We start from the raw sequence: 18,203 nt of genomic DNA on the forward strand, positions 1-18,203 counted from the left end.
ACCACTTCAACGACAACACCGGATAACGCTTGAAATCGCTATCACATTGAACACTTTCTCTCGGAGATAATGAGAAAAAGTATTCGTGTTCTATCTCGTCCAATTTGTTAAAGAGCAAATCTGACCCAGTGATCAGAAAGAAGAACTTCCGCTTAACAACTCTTGTCATTAAACCGAAACGCTTGTTTCTGCACACTGACCGAAGCCAGGCATTCATCGATCTGTCCAGGTATTGGTGGAGCTGAGCGGGATCGAACCGCTGACCTCCTGCGTGCAAGGCAGGCGCTCTCCCAACTGAGCTACAGCCCCTAAAAGCTATTTACAAGAATTGTGTAGATCTAGGCGTGTTCGGGCGCCGCATAGCCTGCTATGCAAGTCCGGACACAACGACGAGCTACGCAATTCTGGTGGGTCTGGGTGGACTTGAACCACCGACCTCACCCTTATCAGGGGTGCGCTCTAACCACCTGAGCTACAGACCCGGTTTTGCTTGTCCTGAAACAAGCCAAGTCGGGCCTGCATAGACCCTTTGCTCTCTTCTTAAGCTAACCAAGTAATTCGTGTGGACTCTGACCGAAGCATTCGGCTTCGTTTAAGGAGGTGATCCAGCCGCAGGTTCCCCTACGGCTACCTTGTTACGACTTCACCCCAGTCATGAACCACACCGTGGTGATCGTCCTCCCGAAGGTTAGACTAACCACTTCTGGTGCAATCCACTCCCATGGTGTGACGGGCGGTGTGTACAAGGCCCGGGAACGTATTCACCGCGACATTCTGATTCGCGATTACTAGCGATTCCGACTTCACGGAGTCGAGTTGCAGACTCCGATCCGGACTACGATGCGTTTTGTGAGATTAGCTCCCCCTCGCGGGTTTGCAGCCCTCTGTACGCACCATTGTAGCACGTGTGTAGCCCTGGCCGTAAGGGCCATGATGACCTGACGTCATCCCCACCTTCCTCCGGTTTGTCACCGGCAGTCTCCCTAGAGTTCTCAGCCGAACTGCTAGCAACTAGGGATAGGGGTTGCGCTCGTTACGGGACTTAACCCAACATCTCACGACACGAGCTGACGACGGCCATGCAGCACCTGTGTCAGAGTTCCCGAAGGCACCAATCCATCTCTGGAAAGTTCTCTGCATGTCAAGGCCAGGTAAGGTTCTTCGCGTTGCGTCGAATTAAACCACATGCTCCACCGCTTGTGCGGGCCCCCGTCAATTCATTTGAGTTTTAACCTTGCGGCCGTACTCCCCAGGCGGTCAACTTAGTGCGTTAGCTGCGCCACTAAGACTTCAAGAGTCCCAACGGCTAGTTGACATCGTTTACAGCGTGGACTACCAGGGTATCTAATCCTGTTTGCTCCCCACGCTTTCGCACCTCAGTGTCAGTATTGGTCCAGAGTGCCGCCTTCGCCACTGGTGTTCCTTCCTATATCTACGCATTTCACCGCTACACAGGAAATTCCACACTCCTCTACCATACTCTAGCCTGACAGTTCGAAATGCCGTTCCCAGGTTGAGCCCGGGGCTTTCACATCTCGCTTATCAAACCACCTACGCGCGCTTTACGCCCAGTAATTCCGATTAACGCTTGCACCCTCCGTATTACCGCGGCTGCTGGCACGGAGTTAGCCGGTGCTTCTTCTGTGAGTAACGTCAAGCCTCACGAGTATTAGTCGTAAGGTTTTCCTCCTCACTGAAAGTGCTTTACAACCCGAAAGCCTTCTTCACACACGCGGCATGGCTGGATCAGGGTTGCCCCCATTGTCCAATATTCCCCACTGCTGCCTCCCGTAGGAGTTCGGGCCGTGTCTCAGTCCCGATGTGGCTGATCATCCTCTCAGACCAGCTACGGATCGTCGCCTTGGTAGGCTCTTACCCCACCAACTAGCTAATCCGACATAGGCACATCCAATAGCGCAAGGTCCGAAGATCCCCTGCTTTCCCCCAAAGGGCGTATGCGGTATTAATCCGGGTTTCCCCGGGCTATCCCCCACTACTGGGCAGTTTCCTATGCATTACTCACCCGTCCGCCGCTCGTCAGCGGGGAGCAAGCTCCCCCTGTTACCGCTCGACTTGCATGTGTTAAGCCTGCCGCCAGCGTTCAATCTGAGCCATGATCAAACTCTTCAGTTTAAATCATACAAGAATCCGAAGATTCTCTATTCTTGCTCAAGACAAAACTCAATTTCGACGAGTCACTGTCCTGATATTTCGTATCCGAAATACCTCGGCCAGCGCCCACACGAATTACTTGGTTAACTTTTTAAAGAGCGTTCGGGGCTTGCCCGATCAAGGTGGCGTATTCTACATCGAATCGCTGCCTTGTCAACCGCTTTCTGAAGAATTTTGAAACTCGAAATCTTCAATTAATTCAAACGGTTGTCTTTCAATTTCCGGCCCGCCTCAGTGGCGTGCCCCTCGAAAGAGATGCGTATTCTACAGAGCTCACTCCGACTGTCAACGCGGTTTTCAATATTTTCTCAAAAACCTTACTTTTCGATCAATCCGTGATCACTACGCGAGCAATTTTCTTCTTACCCGCCTGCACAACGCAGTCGTCGCCCAGATTAAAGAAGCGATCACCCTCGTGCTTTTCACCATCAATAAAGACAGCGCCACGCCCAAGTACGTCTCTGGCAGCGGCCCCATTCTTCACCAACCCTGCGAGGCGAAGCACTGTAGCAACGGGCAACTGCTCCTGCCCGGAGAGGGAAACCTCGATAGTCGGCACGTTCTCGGGTATTTCACCCAGGCCCACCCGGTTACCCGCGGACTTGTGCGCTGTCGCCGCCGCTTCAGCGTTATGGAAGCGAGTGATAATTTCTTCTGCCAGCAGCTTTTTGTAGTCCTGCGGATTTGCACCCCCGGACACTGCAGCACGAAACTCATCCACTTCCGCCAACGGCCGGAAGCTCAGCAATTCAAAATAACGCCACAGGAGGTCATCCGGCATGGACAACAGCTTGGTGTACATTTCACCGGGCGAATCATTAACGCCGACATAGTTGCCCAACGACTTTGACATCTTCTGGACACCATCCAGCCCTTCCAGCAACGGCATGGTCAATACAGCCTGCGGCTTCTGACCATAGTGCTTCTGGAGAATCCGCCCCATCAAGAGGTTGAACTTCTGATCTGTCCCGCCCAGCTCCACATCAGCCTCAAGGGCGACCGAGTCATACCCCTGAACCAGTGGATACAGGAACTCATGAATGGCGATGGGCTGCTCGGCACGGTAGCGCTTGGTGAAATCATCGCGCTCGAGCATACGGGCAACCGTATACTGCCCCGCCAGACGAATCATGTCAGCCGCAGAAAGCTTGCTCATCCAGTCGGAGTTAAACACCACACGTGTCTTTTCCTTATCCAGGATCTTGAACACCTGCTCTTTATAGGTAATGGCGTTGGCAGCAACCTGCGCTTCCGTCAGAGGCGGGCGAGTTGCACTCTTGCCGGTGGGATCACCGATCATTCCGGTGAAATCCCCTATAAGGAAGATCACTTCATGCCCCAGGTCCTGGAACTGTCGCAGCTTGTTGATCAGAACCGTATGGCCCAAGTGAAGATCTGGGGCCGTAGGATCGAATCCGGCCTTTATCCTGAGAGGGCGCCCCTCCCGGAGCTTCTCAATCAACCCTTCCTCGGGGATCAACTCATCCATGCCGCGTTTGATAACGGCCAGCGCCTCTTCAATAGATGCCATGTACCACACACCCTCAATTCTGATCATTTGGGCCGGACGACAGTTACAGAGATCTACAAAAGAAATCTGTGCGTTACCAGCACCCCTGTTAAAGTGTACCTGCTCAGTTTTTGAACAAAGTCGCGTATTTAAGGCCGGGTATTATAACAATCCCGGCCTCAGAAATCCGGCCAGTATGCCAGTAACGGTAATGTTTGATGCTGTCCTGAGCGCATTTTATACGGTAATCTGTTGGACTATACTTGAACAACAGCTTTAATTAGGTAGTACAACCTACCGGAATACCGATTAAAACGGATGCGACACGTGCTGAAAATGTTTCCGAAAACCCATATCACCATTGCCGCTGCGACCAGTGTTGTCGTTGCAGCCGCTATTCTGATGAGCCCCAGCGCCGATGTAGAAGCCAATAGAATGGCTTACTCGCTGGATCTCGACGAAGGCACCGTCAAGTCGTCAGGCAAGCCGACTCCCCGCATGAACGAACAGCCCGCTGCCGACAAGATGCCAGAAGAAGACGCAACAGTAGCACCTGAACTGGCATCCATCAGCGACGAGCCTCAGCTACCCGAAGCACTGGACACCGCTGCGGCCATGGCTGAGGTCAGCGAGCCAGAGCTGCAATGGCAGGAATACAAGATCAAGTCCGGCGACACACTTTCATCCCTGTTCGGCAAGGCCGGCTTCAACGACGGCATCATGCTGTCTGTGATCCACGGCTCTGGCGAAGCCGATAAGCTTCAGCGGCTCTATGCTGGCGAAACCATCGCGTTTGCAACCAATGACGCCGGCGAACTCGCTGCCATAGACCTCCAGCGCAACCTGCTGGAAACCCTTCACGTTGAAAAAACCGAAGAAGGTTTTACCGGCGAAACCGTGGTCCGCGAGCCTGACGTTAAACCGGCATTTGCGTCAGGCGTTATTGACGGCTCCCTCTATGTGGCGGCGCGCGAAGCCGGCATGAGCGACAGACTGGCCATGGAAATGGCGGGCATCTTCGGGTGGAACATCGACTTCGTATACGACGTTCGCAAGGGTGACCGGTTCGAAGTGGTGTATGAGGAACTGTATCTGGACGGCGAGAAATTCGACACTGGCAACATTCTGTCTGCTCGCTTTATCAATCGGGGCAAAGAGGTTATTGCCCTGCAGTACACTGACAGCAACGGTGATACTGACTATTACAGCCCGGACGGCAGCAGCATGCGCAAGGCGTTCCTGCGCACACCCATCAACGCCCGCGTCTCTTCTTCCTTCAACCTTCAGCGTCGTCACCCGGTACTGGACGTCGTTCGCCCGCATGAGGGCACTGACTACGCCGCGCCTCCAGGCACTCCCATTAAGGCGGCTGGACATGGCAGGGTACAGTTTGCCGGATGGAAAGGCGGCTATGGCCGCACGGTCATTCTCAAGCACGGCGACAACATTACCACTCTCTATGCCCACATGAGCCGTCTCGGCAAAGGCATCAAGACCGGCACCAAGGTCAAGCAGGGCGACACCGTTGGCCATGTTGGCTCTTCCGGCATGGTGACCGGGCCCCACCTGCATTATGAATTCCGGGTCAACGGCTCTCCGAGAAACTCGCGAACGGTCAAGCTCCCTGATGCGAAACCGGTACCCAAGTCAGAAATGGCTCGCTTCAAGGGATTTGCGGAACAGCAAGTTGCCAAGTTCGAACTGTTCCGCCAAAACTACCAGCATCTAGCCCTGGCCGCTGACGAGTGAACTGAATGAAAGCCTGGATTGGATTGATGTCAGGCACCAGCATGGACGGCATTGACGCCATACTGGTGTCGTTCAACGGTCAAACAATCCAGGTGCATGCCACCCACACCACCGCCTACCCGGACGACATACGCAGACGGCTGGTCAATCTCGGCCAGAACCGGGGAACGCCGGATGATGTCGGCGAGCTTGATCACGCCGTCGGCTCACTGTTCGCCCTCGCGGCGGAAACTGTGATCGGGAAGTCCGGTTTCCCGGCCTCATCCATCAACGCCATCGGCAGTCACGGCCAGACCCTACGTCACCACCCTGATAGTTCAGCACCTTTTTCCCTGCAGATTGGCGATCCCACTGTTATCACTGAACGAACCGGCATCACGACCGTGGCAGACTTCAGGCGGCGCGACCTGGCAGCAGGCGGTCAAGGAGCGCCACTGGTGCCGGCATTCCACAAAGCCTTCTTTAGCGCTGAAGGCGAGAGCCGGTGCATCCTTAATCTTGGCGGCATCGCCAATATCACCCACCTTCCAGCGGGCGCCAATGAGCCGATCACCGGTTTTGATACAGGCCCTGCGAACGCGCTGATGGATGCCTGGTGCATGGATCAGACTGGCCGGGCGTTTGACGAGGATGGCGCATGGGCCGAGGAAGGGGAGATCAATCAGGCACTGCTAAGCGACCTGCTTTCGGATGCCTACTTTTCGCGACAGCCACCCAAGAGCACGGGTACCGAAAAGTTCAATATTGAGTGGATCAGGACTCAATTACGTCGTCACCCGGACCTTTCCGGCGCCGACGTACAACGCACCCTGCTCGAATTAACTGCAGTATCCGTCGCGCAGCAGTTGCCGCAATCGCCGGGAATGACAATATTTGCGTGTGGGGGCGGTGCTAAAAACAGGATTCTGATGCGGGCTCTGCAGCGAACCTGTAGCCCGGCCCGCCTCGCGTCAACAGATGACCTGGGCCTGGACCCGCAATGGGTAGAACCGGCGGCCTTTGCCTGGCTCGCAAGCCAGACACTCGCCGGCAAGCCCGGCAATGTTCCGGAAGTTACAGGCGCAGAGGGGAAAAGAATACTTGGGGCGGTGTACTACGCCTGAACACGCACGTCAGATCGAGAAGGAGCTACCACAGCCACAGGTGGAGCTGGCATTGGGGTTCTGAACGACAAATTGCGACCCCTGCAACCCTTCCTGATAATCCACGGTTGCCCCGACCAGATACTGGTAACTCATAGGATCCACAAGCAACATCACGCCATCCCTTTCGATGACCGTGTCTTCCTCATCCTGCGCTTCATCGAATGAGAAACCATACTGGAAACCGGAACAGCCGCCACCGGTCACAAACACGCGAAGCTTGAGGTCGGAGTTGCCCTCCTCATCCACCAGCTCCCGTACTTTGGATACCGCGCTGTCACTGAAAAACAGCGGTGTGATTGCCTGTTGCTGAACTACACTCAAGTCCGCCTCCGGTTACAGAAAAATCTGACCTGATTATCATATTCCTGACTAAAACAATCAACTATTCCTTGCCAGGTACCTCTACCGACTCTTCCTCCGCCTGCTTCTCTTCAGGAATGACTCTGCCGGCAGCATCAGATTGCTTGTCCCTGCTCAACAAACCCGCGGGCTCGTTCTGGTGAACCAGGCTCCCGTTAACGGACGCGCCCATAGCCATCTCGATCAGATTGTAATAGACATTGCCATGGATGGAGGCTTTTTCGGCCAGTTCAAGGTGCGTTGACGCGTACACATCGCCGTGAACCGTGCCGTTTACGATCACATGAGGGGCGACAATGTCACCCTCCACGGAACCCACCTCAGACACCCTTAACACCGCGTCGCCGCCTTCTTCGGCAACGACCCGGCCGCGGATAGTGCCATCCACATGCAGTCCGCCGGAGAAATGCACATCCCCCTTAACCGTCGTGCGGGACGAAACCAGGGTATCGAAGTGCCCAGCGGGGCGCCTAGGTTTCTGTTTCTTTTTGCCAAGCATTTTAGTTCTCCGTCAATTCATCCCAATCAAAAGTTCGTTCGGCCTGGGACGATTTACTGCCTTCTGCACGGGCGACCACCTGCAGCTCAACCGGCTCGAAACCGTCCGGCACTCGTAAAAGCCCCTCTATATCCTGAAAATACCGGAAGCGGAACTTGACGCCCAGATCGTCGATATCGTCCGACAGGTCCCTCAGCGCGATCACTTCTTTCTCTTCATTTCGCATACCAATGACGTTCACCGCGACCACGCCCGATATATAACTCTTGTTGTCACCGATCTGCGTGAGCACCAGCTTAAAACCATAGGTGTCGTCCTGGCGCCCCTGCTGCATCGTGAACCGATCCACCTGCAGCCCTTTGCTGGTTTCCGAAGGTGCCATGATGTTTTTATAGAAAGTCAGATCCGCTTTCAGTGACGCGATCCGGGTTTCCAGATCAACAATGCTCCTTCTCGCCTGATTCAGGGCTTGTGCATCTATGGTTCGCCCCCGCTCCAGGTTGACCAGTTGCTGGCTGGCCTCGCGGTTTTGCTCTCGAAGGTCTTCAACCTGCTCTTCCAGCAGGTCGCGGGACTCTTCGGCAGTTGAAAAACGGAATCCACCCTGCGCCATACCGGTCACATACCCCAGCACCGCAGCGAGGATGGAAAACGTCAGCAATATCAAGCTTCGGCGCAGCCGGTACCCCGGGCGATGCCGGATGACAACGTATTCTTCAGCGGGTTTTCTGTGTTCGCTCACCGGTCAGACCTATGGTAGCAGCGCGGGCGCTTCCAGCCCGAGGGTTTCCTTGAGGTCAAACATGATGTTCATGTTCTGGACCGCCTGCCCTGCCGCACCTTTTACCAGGTTATCAATGACCGATGAAACGATCACAAGATTGCTCTGCTCCTGCCGGTGAAGAGCCATACGGCAGTTGTTGGCACCACGGACACTGCGGGTTTCCGGATGACTGCCAAATGGCATCACGTCCACAAAAGGCTCATCCCGGAAGCGGTCTTCGAACAGCGACTGGAGACGGTCAAAATCAGCAGGGTTCCGAAGCTCTGCGTATAGCGTTGCCTCGATCCCCCGGACCATCGGAATCAGGTGTGGCACGAAGGTAACACCGACATCACCACCCGCCGCCTGGGACAGGCCCTGACGAATTTCCGGGAGATGGCGATGGCCAGATGCGCCATAGGCCTTGAAGCTCTCGCCCACCTCACCGTGCAGCATACCGATCTTGCCCTGACGTCCGGCACCGCTGGCGCCCGACTTGGCGTCCGCGATCAGTCGTGACGGATCGACCAGCCCGCTCTCCAGCAATGGCAGAAAGCCCAACTGGACAGCTGTGGGATAACAGCCCGGGTTAGCCACCAGTTGTGCTGTACGGATCTTGTTCCGCACCACTTCCGGCAGGCCATAAACCGCTTTCTCCGCCCATTCGGGACTTTCATGAGGCATGCCGTACCACTCGGCCCAGACATCCAGATCCCGGAGGCGGAAGTCCGCTGATAGATCCACAACACGGGTTCCGGCAGCCATCAGTTCCGGCATCATCCGCATGGCCACACCGTGGGGCGTGGCGAAAAAGACCAGATCACAGGCTGCCAGCGTTTTTACGTCCGGCTCGGAAAAGGCAAGGTCGTAGTGGCCGCGAAGGTTCGGATACATATCTGCGACCGGCATGCCGGCCTCGGAACGCGAGGTAATGCAACTCACCGTCACGTCCGGATGAACCGCAAGAATCCTCAGAAGCTCAACACCGGTATAACCGGTTCCACCTACAATGCCTACTTTTATCACCTGTTTCTCCAGCTGAAATCGGGTTCATAACACACCCATAGTCTAACATGATAAACCAATGACTTATTGCAGCCCGAGCGGCGCTGGTTACAATATCGTCAAGAAACCACTCGTCCCTGGAAAACCGGCGTTCATGCGTAAACTGAGAAACAAGATCACTGGAAACTTGATCCCGGTTTTCCGGCGCCGGCTGTCCGGTGTCGACGCATTGCCACAACTGGCGGTTCTCGGATTGCTATCCGGCCTGTTTACCGGTGGCGTGATTCTGGTTTTTCGCCTGGCCATCGAATGGCCACTCGAGTACTTCCTGCCTGGCGACGGCTCCGAGTCGTTTGAAGAGCTGGACATTCTTACCCGCGCCATCCTGCCGTTGGCCGGCGCCATTGCGCTGGGCCTGCTGATGCACAACCTGGCAACCCACGACCGCAAGGTTGGCATCGTGCACGTCATGGAACGCCTGAACTACCATCAGGGCTATATTTCCGTTCGCAGCGCCCTCGTCCAGTTCGCCACCGGTGTCAGCACCGTTGTTACCGGCCAATCCGCCGGCCGGGAAGGCCCCGCCGTACATCTTGGGGCGGCCATCTCCAGCTTGATGGGGCAATGGATGCGGCTACCCAACAACAGCATCCGGACATTGGTTGCCTGCGGCTGCGCGGCCGCTATTTCCGCGTCGTTCAACACCCCGATTTCCGGCGTTATTTTTGCCATGGAAGTGGTGATGATGGAATACACCATCGCCGGTTTCACCCCCATCATCCTGGCATCCGTGACCGCGGCGGTGGTTACCCAGGCCGCGTACGGCTCGGAGCCAGCGTTCAGTGTGCCGCCGCTGACCATGAACTCCCTGCTGGAAATCCCTTGGATCATCGCCATTGCAATCATTATCGGGGTCGCGGCGGCGGCCTTTATACAACTGATCGACACCACCGGCCGCCACCACCATCGCCCGGTATTACTGCGACTCACCATCGCCGGACTTCTCATGGTGCCCTTTGCCATCGTTGTACCGGAAGTGATGGGGATCGGGTACGACACGGTGCAGTTCACGATCGACAACCAACTGCCCTTCTGGCTATTGCTGGGCGCCGGCATCGCCAAGTTGTTGATCACTTCGGTCACCCTCGGCCTTGGCATGCCCAGCGGCGTGATTGGCCCCACCCTGTTCATGGGAGCCACACTGGGAGGAGCCATGGGATTGATTGGCGCCCAGATACTGCCGGATATGGCATCGTCCGTGGGCTTTTACGCCATGCTGGGCATGGGCGCCATGATGGGGGCCGTGCTGCAGGCGCCACTGGCAGCGCTCATGGCGCTGATGGAACTTACCAGGAATCCCCACATTATTCTGCCAGGCATGCTGATCATTACGACCTCGAGCCTGGTAACCAGCGAAGCCTTTGGCAAGAAATCTTTGTTCCTGACCATACTCAAGAGCCAGGGCCTGAGTTACCAGAACTCGCCGGTTATCCAGGCTTTACGGCGCGTGTCCGTTGGCGCCATCATGGACAGGAACATCCTGCGCACCGAACGCTTCCTGTCGCGTGAAGAAGCCAGAAAAATCCTCAAATCCGAACCAAAATGGCTGGTGGTGGAAGGCAGTAGCGGCCCCACTGGCCTGCTGCCGGCGGTGGATCTTGCTCGCTACATGGAAGACACCAAAGCGCCGGCAACGGACAGCGAAGAAGACACAACACCAGAGCAGATTGACCTGATGGACATTCCCGCCAATCGCCGGGACATCGCACCGGTGCAGTACCAGGCGACCCTGGAAGAAGCACTGAACGAATTTGACCAGACCAGCGTAGAAGCCCTCTACGTGCAGCGTCATGTTGCCCCGATGATCCAGCGCGTCTATGGCGTTGTGCTGAAATCGGATATCGAGAGCTACTACCAATACCGACGGAGTTGATGAATGTTGTGGGTCAAAGCCCTGCATATTGTGTCCATGGTGTGCTGGTTCGCCGGCCTTTTCTACCTGCCAAGACTGTTCGTCTATCACGCCGCCTGTGAGGACGAACCTGGCCGCCAGCGCTTCAAGATCATGGAGCGCAAGCTCTATCGGGGAATCACCACACCGTCTATGGTAGCAACGGTTGTTTTTGGTCTCTGGCTCATCGGTTACAATATCGAAGGTTATATGAGCCAGGGCTGGATTCACGCCAAACTGTTGTTGGTGGTCCTGCTGATCGGCTACCACTTCTACTGCGGACATCTGGTGAAGGTGTTCCGCGATGACCAGAACACCCGTAGCCACGTGTTCTACCGCTGGTTTAACGAGATGCCCGTTCTGGCACTGGTCGCCATCGTCATTCTCGCTGTCGTCAAACCCTTCTGAGGAGCCCGACTATCAACCTTAACAGCCGTCCTCACGTTCTGATTATTTCTGGCCTGGATCCCTCCGGCGGCGCCGGCATCCAGGCTGATATCCAGGCAGTGACCGCCCTGGGCTGTCACCCGCTGCCTGTGTTGTCCTGCCTGACCGTGCAAGACACCCGGAACGTCTACAACGCCACCGCAACGGACCCGGACATCGTCCGCCAACAACTGGAATGCCTGGCCGGGGACACCCCCATTCATGCCATCAAAACCGGAGCCCTCGGCAACGCCGATGTGGTGGATGTACTGGTGGATTTTCTCGCCAACCACCCGGACATCCCTCTGATTACCGATCCGGTGATCAAGGCCGCCGGTGGCGGCGACCTCGCCGACGAAGCGCTGATTGCACGCATGAAGGAACGCCTGTTCCGACACGCAGAGATGATTACGCCCAACAGCATTGAATTGGCCCTGCTGGGCGAGAACGAAGATCCGGCGCAAGCGGCCCGCAAGCTGCTAAACGCTGGTTGCCAGTCCGTACTGGCCACGGGGGGGCATGGCGAAGGCGAGGACATCATCAACACTCTCTACCACCAGTCTGAAGAACCGTCCCATTTTTACGTTGAGCGGGTTGGTGGTGAGTATCACGGCACCGGGTGCACCCTGGCGGCCTCGATCGCCGCTGGCAGGGCATCAGGCCTCTCAGCCGGGGCAGCGATTGACCAGGCGCAGGACTATGTCCTCCGTGCGATCCGGCACGCACTGCGAGTCGGCAAAGGGCAACCGGTACCCGACCGGGGCATTCCATGGCAGAGCTAACGCCTTCCGGCACTTTCAGTGCCCAGGCCATCGCCAAGGGCCTGAAGCCAGGCCTCTACGCCATTACCGACAGCCAACTGTTACCGGAAGACCGACTGCTGGTCGCGGTTGAGGCGGCCCTTCGAGGCGGGGCCGTGTTGGTACAGTACCGTGAAAAAAAGGCGCCGGAGCCAGAACGGCTGAAACAGGCGCAGGACCTGGCGGCCCTTTGCCACAATGCCCGCGTGCCGCTGATCATCAACGATGATCCTGAACTGGCCCGTCGCTGCGGAGCCGCCGGTGTGCACTTGGGTCAGTCCGATGGCTCCCTGGCCCTGGCCAGACGGCAGCTTGGTGACCATGCCATCGTCGGTGCAACCTGCCATGCCGACCTGGCACTGGCGTCCCGGGCGGATGCGGACGGCGCCGACTACCTGGCCTTCGGCCGCTTCTTTAACTCAACCACCAAGCCTGACGCCCCCGTTGCCGAGCCTTCAGTTCTGACCAAGTCACGGCAGTTTGGCAAACCCGTAACCGCCATTGGGGGCATTACTATAGATAACGGCGAAGGCCTGATCCGCGCCGGCGCCGACCTGCTGGCCGTGGTCGGCGGCCTGTTCGATGGTGACGTTGCCACCATTGAAGAGCGCGCACGCCGATTTAGCCAGCTGTTTGCGCAACATCACCCACTTTTTTCATCGTCCGTATCTCAGGAGTCCTGAACCATGACCCAGTCCGAAACCCTATTCGAACAGGCTCAGAAATACATCCCTGGAGGCGTCAACTCTCCAGTCCGGGCCTTCCGGGGAGTCGGCGGTACCCCGCTGTTTTTCAAACACGCCGACGGCGCCTACCTGTACGACGAAGACGATCGCCGCTACATCGATTACATCGGTTCCTGGGGGCCCATGATCCTTGGCCACGGCAACCAGATCATCAAGGATGCGCTCCATGCCCAGGTCGATCAGGGCATCGGTTACGGAGCACCGACAGCGATCGAAACCGAAATGGCCAAGAAGGTCTGCGAACTGGTCCCTTCCATTGACCTGGTGCGCATGGTTAATTCCGGCACCGAGGCCACCATGAGCACGGTTCGACTCGCCCGCGGCTATACCGGCCGAGACAAGATCGTGAAGTTCGAAGGCTGCTATCACGGCCACGTGGATTCACTGCTGGTGAAAGCCGGCTCCGGCGCGCTGACCCTGGGCGTCCCCAACTCACCGGGCATTCCCGCCAGCCTCGCGGAACATACGTTGACCCTGGCGTTCAACGATATTGAAAGTGTTCGGGAAACCTTCGCAAAAATGGGCGATGAAATCGCAGCCATCATCGTTGAGCCAGTGGCGGGCAACATGAACTGCATACCGCCTGTCCCCGGTTTCCTTGAAGCGTTGCGGGAGGTATGCGACGAGCACGGCACGGTATTGATTTTCGATGAGGTCATGACCGGCTTCCGTGTCTCCCTCGGTGGCGCTCAGGAACTCTACAGTGTCACACCGGACCTGACCGCCCTGGGCAAAGTGATTGGCGGCGGCCTGCCTGTTGGCGCGTTTGGCGGCAAGCGGGAGATCATGGAACACATTTCGCCACTGGGACCGGTCTACCAGGCCGGAACTCTGAGTGGCAACCCGCTGGCCATGTGTGCCGGGCTGGCTACATTGAACGCCATTTCAGAGCCGGGCTTCCATGACCGGTTGACGGAAAAGACCAATGCCGTGCGCGATGGGTTAAAGGAGGCTGCGGACAGCACCGGCGTCCCATTGGCAGTGCAAAGTGCTGGCGCCATGTTCGGCTTCTTCTTTACCGACGCCCCCAGGATCACACGCTTCGACCAGGTCATGGCCTGCGACGTAGAGCGGTTCAAAAAATTCTTCCAGGGGATGCTCAAGGAAGGTGTTTACCTGGCGCCTTCAGCCTTTGAGGCCGGCTTTACCAGCGCAGCCCTGACCGATGACGACATCCGACAGACAACGGAAGCGGCACGCCGTGTCATGAAAACGCTCTGAACGCGACCGATTGATCCCTGACCCCGAAAGCCTGTCAGCAACAGGGACATGTCTTTCGGGGCCCCAGGGGTGACCCGCATCACACTTCTGACCGCCCAAACCGCCCCGGCCCCTCCTGCCGTTGACTTCACTCACCCTATGATCAAATTATGGTCAGATCTCGGACAAGAGATGCACTGACTGCGACCATCTAACAATCACAAGACAGAAGTCAGCGCATGGACGCCACGCAGTACTGCCTTGGACTGCCCCAAAATGCAGTAGTCGGCACAACCTGTTAGGTCGAGCCGCAGTTTGACAATAAATACAACAGCAAACTGTAGGTGCAACAATGAAACAATGGATCAAGGTATTCGCCATGCTGGTGGCACTGGCATGGTCGGCGCCATCAATGGCCTGGTGGTGGAATTCCACGCCATCCAACTACACCGACACCCGCTATCCGGTGGTGTTGGTTCACGGTATGTTCGGATTCGATTCAATTGCGGGGGTAGACTACTGGTATGGCATTGCCGAAGACCTGCGCAAGTACGGTGCCGATGTCTACACCACCCAGGTACCCGCTCTGGACAGCACCATCGCCAGGGGTGAGGCACTGCTACCACAGATCGCCTCAATCGCAGCGGTTCATGGCAAGGTAAACCTGATTGGCCACAGCCATGGCGGGCCCACCGCTCGATACGTCGCACGGGTAAGGCCGGATCTGGTGGCCTCGGTAACCTCCGTGGGCTCCCCCCACAAAGGCTCACCGGTTGCAGACCTGATCCACGGATCTCCGGCGGACGGTCTTGCGGCATCACTGGGTAACGCACTGGGCAGCCTGATCGACCTGCTCTCCGGTGGCGGCTACAATCAGGACCTCCAGTCCAGCCTCTACTCACTCACCACCGAAGGCAGCGCCGAGTTCAACAACTTCGCCCCCGCCGGCGTTCCGGCCAGTGCCTGTGGTGAAGGTGCCTATTCCAGCAACGGCGTGCGCTTTTATTCATGGGGTGGCACTGGCGTACTGACCAACGTGCTGGACCCATCCGACGTACTTTTGGGCACCACCAGCCTGGCGTTTACGTTCAGCCCCAACGATGGATTGGTAGGCCGCTGCAGCAGCCATTTTGGCAAAGTGATTCGTGATAACTATTTCATGAACCACCTGGATGAGGTGAATCAGGCTCTTGGACTGCATAGCCTGTTCGAGACTGATCCAAAAACCGTCTTTCAGCAGCAGGCCAACCGACTCCGGAACGCCGGCCTCTGATTCAGGCCAATTCCCGGCCGGGAACACTCCCGCCCGGGAAATCAGAAGCCCATTTCAACGCCGACCATCACCTCGCGACGACTGTAATCATAACGTTCGATGGAGCTGCGATTGTTCATCATGCTCCACTCCGCAAGCATCAGCCATTGGCTCGTAACACGGTACTCTGCCAGCAAAATACCTCGCAGACGGTTATCTGTACGACGCTCGGAAGCCACACCAGAGCCTGATAGCAGCCGATGTTTATCCATGTATCGGGAATGGCGGATGTCCCCTCTGCCTCCCACGGAAAACCGGTCCGAGATTCTATAACGCGCCTCGGCCGACACCAGATTTCGTAGTGGCGACACACTGAAAAACTCCTGCTGGGTTTCCAGGTCCTGCCGGTCGTTGACCTCAAGCTGATACCGGCCACTGACAACCCAGCGCCCAATGCCTTTTTCAGCGCTTGCCCCGATCCGTAACATTTCCCCGTCATAGGCGCTAAAGCCGCTCCCGCCCTTAGTGGTGGTAACCGACCCGCTCAGGGCGCAATCAAACCCGGTTCCCCCGACACCGACAACGCAATAGCCGGGTTGATAAGCTGTTTCCAGCTGGACCTGCCGTTCCAGAGCATCGCCACCAAACCAGGAGTTCGCCAGGCTAAGAGTGGAAGTTAACTCCCCCGCGCCCACACCCTGCAACCAGGATATGCCAGTACTGAGGTAACTGTTGTCAAATTCAGAATTCTGGAAGTACTCACGGGTATAGGCGACGCCATGCAGGCTGAAATCACTGGCCCCCAGGTTAACGCTTCCCGCTGCAAGCAGATCCGCGAAGCCGCCGGCCTGGTTGCTTGAAGCGTCATCCGGGGTTCCAGCGATGTTGTCGTCATAACCACCGGCAGCGGCAAGGTAGCCACTGCCATTCAAACCTTCGACCTGAACGGACTGTTCCGATTCATCAAGTTGACGACGAGCCAAGACTCGGACTTTCTCCGGCGAATCCGGCCCCGCGGCCAGCTCAAACCATTTCTGTGCAGCCCGTTGTTGACCCGATGCCAACTTGACCAACCCCAGGTTATACCGGGCCAGAGCCGCATGGGGTGTGTCCAGCAGTTCCTGGAAAACGGCTTCAGCCAGCTCATGCCGTCCGAGCCGGAAATACACAACGCCCATATTATAAAGGAGAGGGGGAGTATTCATGCCAACGGCCCTGGCCTGCTCGAAAAGCGCCAGGGCCTTCGTCAACTCACCCTCGCTGAATGCGTCCACGCCGGCTTCGAAATCAGAACGTCCGGCTGGCTCTGTCTTTGCCATCAAACCACTGGTAGCAACTACCAGTAGCGTGAAGAACGTGATCAATATTGAACGTCGCAAACGTCACTCCGGGAATACGGTTTTGTGTACGATGCCCACACCTGAAAAACGTCAGGCGAGGTTTCGGCAAAGTCCGGAGTATAACAAGGGACGAAGGGATCCGTCGTTGCGGGGGAGCATTACAATCTGTTGAGACCCGAGTCAGGGAAAATCGGGGCGTTCAGGGCGATTTGGCGGCTCCGGCCGTTCGGGTTTCTCGGGGCGCCCACGCTGCCTGTTCTGTTCGCGGACTTCCCGGGCACGCTCGGCCGCAGACCGGGCTGCCCCGCGCGCTTTTTCACGTGCCTCACGGGCACGGCTAGCACCTGGCGCCTCCTCAAGCCCATCGTTGGGCTTAGCCGTCTCGTTCTTGCGACGCTCAAGGGCTACCGGCTCGCTGAGCTCTATCTCGCGGACAACCGATTCGGTCAGCTCTTCGTTATCGAGAACCATTCGCATGGTTACATCAAGGTCGTCGGATGCCATGACAGTTACGGGATTTGCCAGCAACAACCCCAGGCAACTGCCAATAGCAACTCTCTGCCAGAAGCTCGGCTTCATGACGAAGGCTCCTGAGCAGCTTTACCCTCAGCACGGTCAAGACTGGTGCGGAACGTCTTCGTTCGCCGACCGTCGTCAAGATGGGCAACCAGATCACCCTCGCCTGAAAACAGAATATTGAGCGGCAGGTTCACTACATTTTCGCCTTTATCCAAATCCACTTTCCAACTGAGTTTCTGATGCCCGGGGTAACTGGCAACCTCCACGTGCGGAGGCAATTCCACCGTAAGGGTAACGCCATCCAAAGCTTCCCTGGAGCTGAAAGCAAGCCGAACATTACGCGCCACAGGCTCCGCGACCAGACTCTTCTCACCGCCCGTTTGCGGGACACTGGAAGCCACGTCGGTCTCAGGCTCTCGGTCCGAATTCCAACCAAAACCCAATGCGATGCCAACAACCAAAGCCGCCGCGATGGCGCCACCGGCTGCAGACGTACTCCAGCGACGGGACAAAGCCTCCGTTCGTGATTGTCCACCCTGCCCTGTGGCGGCTGCCAACATCCGCTCCTCAAAACCATTCGAGGGCGCCGGCACCGACTGGCTGGCCCGCAAAGAGTCCAGGATTACTTTTTCATTATGTGCGGCGATGGAACAGCTTTTACACACGGCAATGTGCTGCTCAACACGGCTGGCCTGCGCCGCGGATAGTTCGCTCCTGAGCCAGGAACGCAGATTGTTTTTGCACTCAATACACAACATTTCCATCA

The 18,203-nt window shown here is 56.9% G+C and carries 16 protein-coding genes, 2 tRNA genes and 1 rRNA gene; 8 read left to right on the top strand and 11 right to left on the bottom strand.

All coding sequences use genetic code 11. From position 1 onward, the window contains the following. Positions 1–233: 233 nt before the first annotated feature. The 4 genes from SIC19_RS06625 to tyrS form a co-directional block, all read right to left on the bottom strand. Positions 234–309, bottom strand: a tRNA-Ala gene (locus tag SIC19_RS06625). Positions 310–405: 96 nt separating this feature from the next. Continuing rightward, positions 406–482: transfer RNA gene (locus SIC19_RS06630), tRNA-Ile, on the bottom strand. A 111-nt stretch (positions 483–593) separates the two neighbouring features. Further along, positions 594–2,133, bottom strand: a 16S ribosomal RNA gene (locus tag SIC19_RS06635). A gap of 367 nt (positions 2,134–2,500) precedes the next feature. Continuing rightward, positions 2,501–3,703 carry a tyrosine--tRNA ligase gene (gene tyrS, locus SIC19_RS06640; protein WP_075195697.1) on the bottom strand — a complete coding sequence of 401 codons (1,203 nt, stop codon included), beginning with the start codon at positions 3,701–3,703 and terminating at the stop codon, positions 2,501–2,503. Positions 3,704–4,009: 306 nt separating this feature from the next. Between tyrS and SIC19_RS06645 the strand changes: the two genes are divergently transcribed. Together SIC19_RS06645 and SIC19_RS06650 are read left to right on the top strand one after the other, a co-directional pair. Then, positions 4,010–5,431 carry a peptidoglycan DD-metalloendopeptidase family protein gene (locus SIC19_RS06645; protein WP_075195723.1) on the top strand — a complete coding sequence of 474 codons (1,422 nt, stop codon included), beginning with the start codon at positions 4,010–4,012 and terminating at the stop codon, positions 5,429–5,431. 5 nt (positions 5,432–5,436) lie between these two features. Next, complete coding sequence (locus tag SIC19_RS06650) at positions 5,437–6,534, top strand: anhydro-N-acetylmuramic acid kinase (RefSeq protein ID WP_036203304.1); 1,098 nt, start codon at positions 5,437–5,439, stop codon at positions 6,532–6,534. Positions 6,535–6,543: 9 nt separating this feature from the next. On the opposite strand, the gene erpA is transcribed toward SIC19_RS06650, so the two are convergent. From erpA to argC, 4 genes are all read right to left on the bottom strand, one after another. Next, positions 6,544–6,897 (bottom strand): iron-sulfur cluster insertion protein ErpA, encoded by a 354-nt coding sequence (gene erpA, locus SIC19_RS06655; RefSeq protein WP_036203301.1) that lies wholly within the window; start codon positions 6,895–6,897, stop codon positions 6,544–6,546. A 61-nt stretch (positions 6,898–6,958) separates the two neighbouring features. Then, positions 6,959–7,435, bottom strand: coding sequence for a bactofilin family protein (locus SIC19_RS06660; protein WP_036203298.1), 477 nt, complete (start codon positions 7,433–7,435; stop codon positions 6,959–6,961). Position 7,436: 1 nt separating this feature from the next. After that, positions 7,437–8,177: a DUF6776 family protein gene (locus SIC19_RS06665; RefSeq protein ID WP_036203295.1), complete on the bottom strand. Its 741-nt coding sequence runs from the start codon at positions 8,175–8,177 to the stop codon at positions 7,437–7,439. A 9-nt stretch (positions 8,178–8,186) separates the two neighbouring features. After that, positions 8,187–9,224, bottom strand: coding sequence for an N-acetyl-gamma-glutamyl-phosphate reductase (gene argC, locus SIC19_RS06670; RefSeq protein ID WP_127402094.1), 1,038 nt, complete (start codon positions 9,222–9,224; stop codon positions 8,187–8,189). A 133-nt stretch (positions 9,225–9,357) separates the two neighbouring features. Between argC and SIC19_RS06675 the strand changes: the two genes are divergently transcribed. From SIC19_RS06675 to SIC19_RS06700, 6 genes are all read left to right on the top strand, one after another. After that, positions 9,358–11,136, top strand: a complete 1,779-nt coding sequence (locus tag SIC19_RS06675; RefSeq protein ID WP_075195698.1) for a chloride channel protein — start codon at positions 9,358–9,360, stop codon at positions 11,134–11,136. Between the two features lie 3 nt (positions 11,137–11,139). Then, a complete protein-coding gene (hemJ, locus tag SIC19_RS06680) occupies positions 11,140–11,562 on the top strand; it encodes a protoporphyrinogen oxidase HemJ (RefSeq protein WP_075195699.1) in 423 nt (140 codons plus the stop codon). 98 nt (positions 11,563–11,660) lie between these two features. Continuing rightward, positions 11,661–12,362, top strand: a complete 702-nt coding sequence (gene thiD / locus SIC19_RS06685; protein ID WP_144402153.1) for a bifunctional hydroxymethylpyrimidine kinase/phosphomethylpyrimidine kinase — start codon at positions 11,661–11,663, stop codon at positions 12,360–12,362. Next, positions 12,350–13,063 (top strand): thiamine phosphate synthase, encoded by a 714-nt coding sequence (gene thiE / locus SIC19_RS06690; protein WP_178380786.1) that lies wholly within the window; start codon positions 12,350–12,352, stop codon positions 13,061–13,063. The genes thiD and thiE overlap by 13 nt, the downstream gene beginning before the upstream one ends. Positions 13,064–13,066: 3 nt before the next feature. Next, complete coding sequence (gene hemL / locus SIC19_RS06695) at positions 13,067–14,347, top strand: glutamate-1-semialdehyde 2,1-aminomutase (RefSeq protein WP_075195701.1); 1,281 nt, start codon at positions 13,067–13,069, stop codon at positions 14,345–14,347. A 331-nt stretch (positions 14,348–14,678) separates the two neighbouring features. Beyond that, positions 14,679–15,599, top strand: coding sequence for a lipase family alpha/beta hydrolase (locus SIC19_RS06700; protein ID WP_127402095.1), 921 nt, complete (start codon positions 14,679–14,681; stop codon positions 15,597–15,599). Between the two features lie 41 nt (positions 15,600–15,640). On the opposite strand, the gene SIC19_RS06705 is transcribed toward SIC19_RS06700, so the two are convergent. The 3 genes from SIC19_RS06705 to SIC19_RS06715 form a co-directional block, all read right to left on the bottom strand. After that, a complete protein-coding gene (locus SIC19_RS06705; protein ID WP_127402096.1) occupies positions 15,641–16,957 on the bottom strand; it encodes a tetratricopeptide repeat protein in 1,317 nt (438 codons plus the stop codon). Between the two features lie 141 nt (positions 16,958–17,098). Then, positions 17,099–17,497, bottom strand: a complete 399-nt coding sequence (locus SIC19_RS06710; protein WP_127402097.1) for a hypothetical protein — start codon at positions 17,495–17,497, stop codon at positions 17,099–17,101. Continuing rightward, a complete protein-coding gene (locus SIC19_RS06715; RefSeq protein ID WP_127402098.1) occupies positions 17,494–18,195 on the bottom strand; it encodes a zf-HC2 domain-containing protein in 702 nt (233 codons plus the stop codon). Before SIC19_RS06715 ends, SIC19_RS06710 begins: the two co-directional genes overlap by 4 nt. Positions 18,196–18,203: the final 8 nt, after the last annotated feature.

The organism is Marinobacter sp. MIT930201 (assembly GCF_047122665.1).
GTDB classification, from domain to species: domain Bacteria; phylum Pseudomonadota; class Gammaproteobacteria; order Pseudomonadales; family Oleiphilaceae; genus Marinobacter; species Marinobacter salarius.

What these genes read in the sequence shown, in the direction of transcription:
- tyrS (WP_075195697.1), bottom strand. Translation starts at nt 3,703, where the DNA reads ATGGCATCTATTGAAGAGGCGCTGGCCGTTATCAAACGCGGCATGGAT.
- SIC19_RS06710 (WP_127402097.1), bottom strand. Translation starts at nt 17,497, where the DNA reads ATGAAGCCGAGCTTCTGGCAGAGAGTTGCTATTGGCAGTTGCCTGGGG.
- SIC19_RS06700 (WP_127402095.1), top strand. Translation starts at nt 14,679, where the DNA reads ATGAAACAATGGATCAAGGTATTCGCCATGCTGGTGGCACTGGCATGG.
- SIC19_RS06715 (WP_127402098.1), bottom strand. Translation starts at nt 18,195, where the DNA reads ATGTTGTGTATTGAGTGCAAAAACAATCTGCGTTCCTGGCTCAGGAGC.
- SIC19_RS06660 (WP_036203298.1), bottom strand. Translation starts at nt 7,435, where the DNA reads ATGCTTGGCAAAAAGAAACAGAAACCTAGGCGCCCCGCTGGGCACTTC.
- thiE (WP_178380786.1), top strand. Translation starts at nt 12,350, where the DNA reads ATGGCAGAGCTAACGCCTTCCGGCACTTTCAGTGCCCAGGCCATCGCC.
- hemL (WP_075195701.1), top strand. Translation starts at nt 13,067, where the DNA reads ATGACCCAGTCCGAAACCCTATTCGAACAGGCTCAGAAATACATCCCT.
- SIC19_RS06675 (WP_075195698.1), top strand. Translation starts at nt 9,358, where the DNA reads ATGCGTAAACTGAGAAACAAGATCACTGGAAACTTGATCCCGGTTTTC.
- SIC19_RS06650 (WP_036203304.1), top strand. Translation starts at nt 5,437, where the DNA reads ATGAAAGCCTGGATTGGATTGATGTCAGGCACCAGCATGGACGGCATT.
- hemJ (WP_075195699.1), top strand. Translation starts at nt 11,140, where the DNA reads ATGTTGTGGGTCAAAGCCCTGCATATTGTGTCCATGGTGTGCTGGTTC.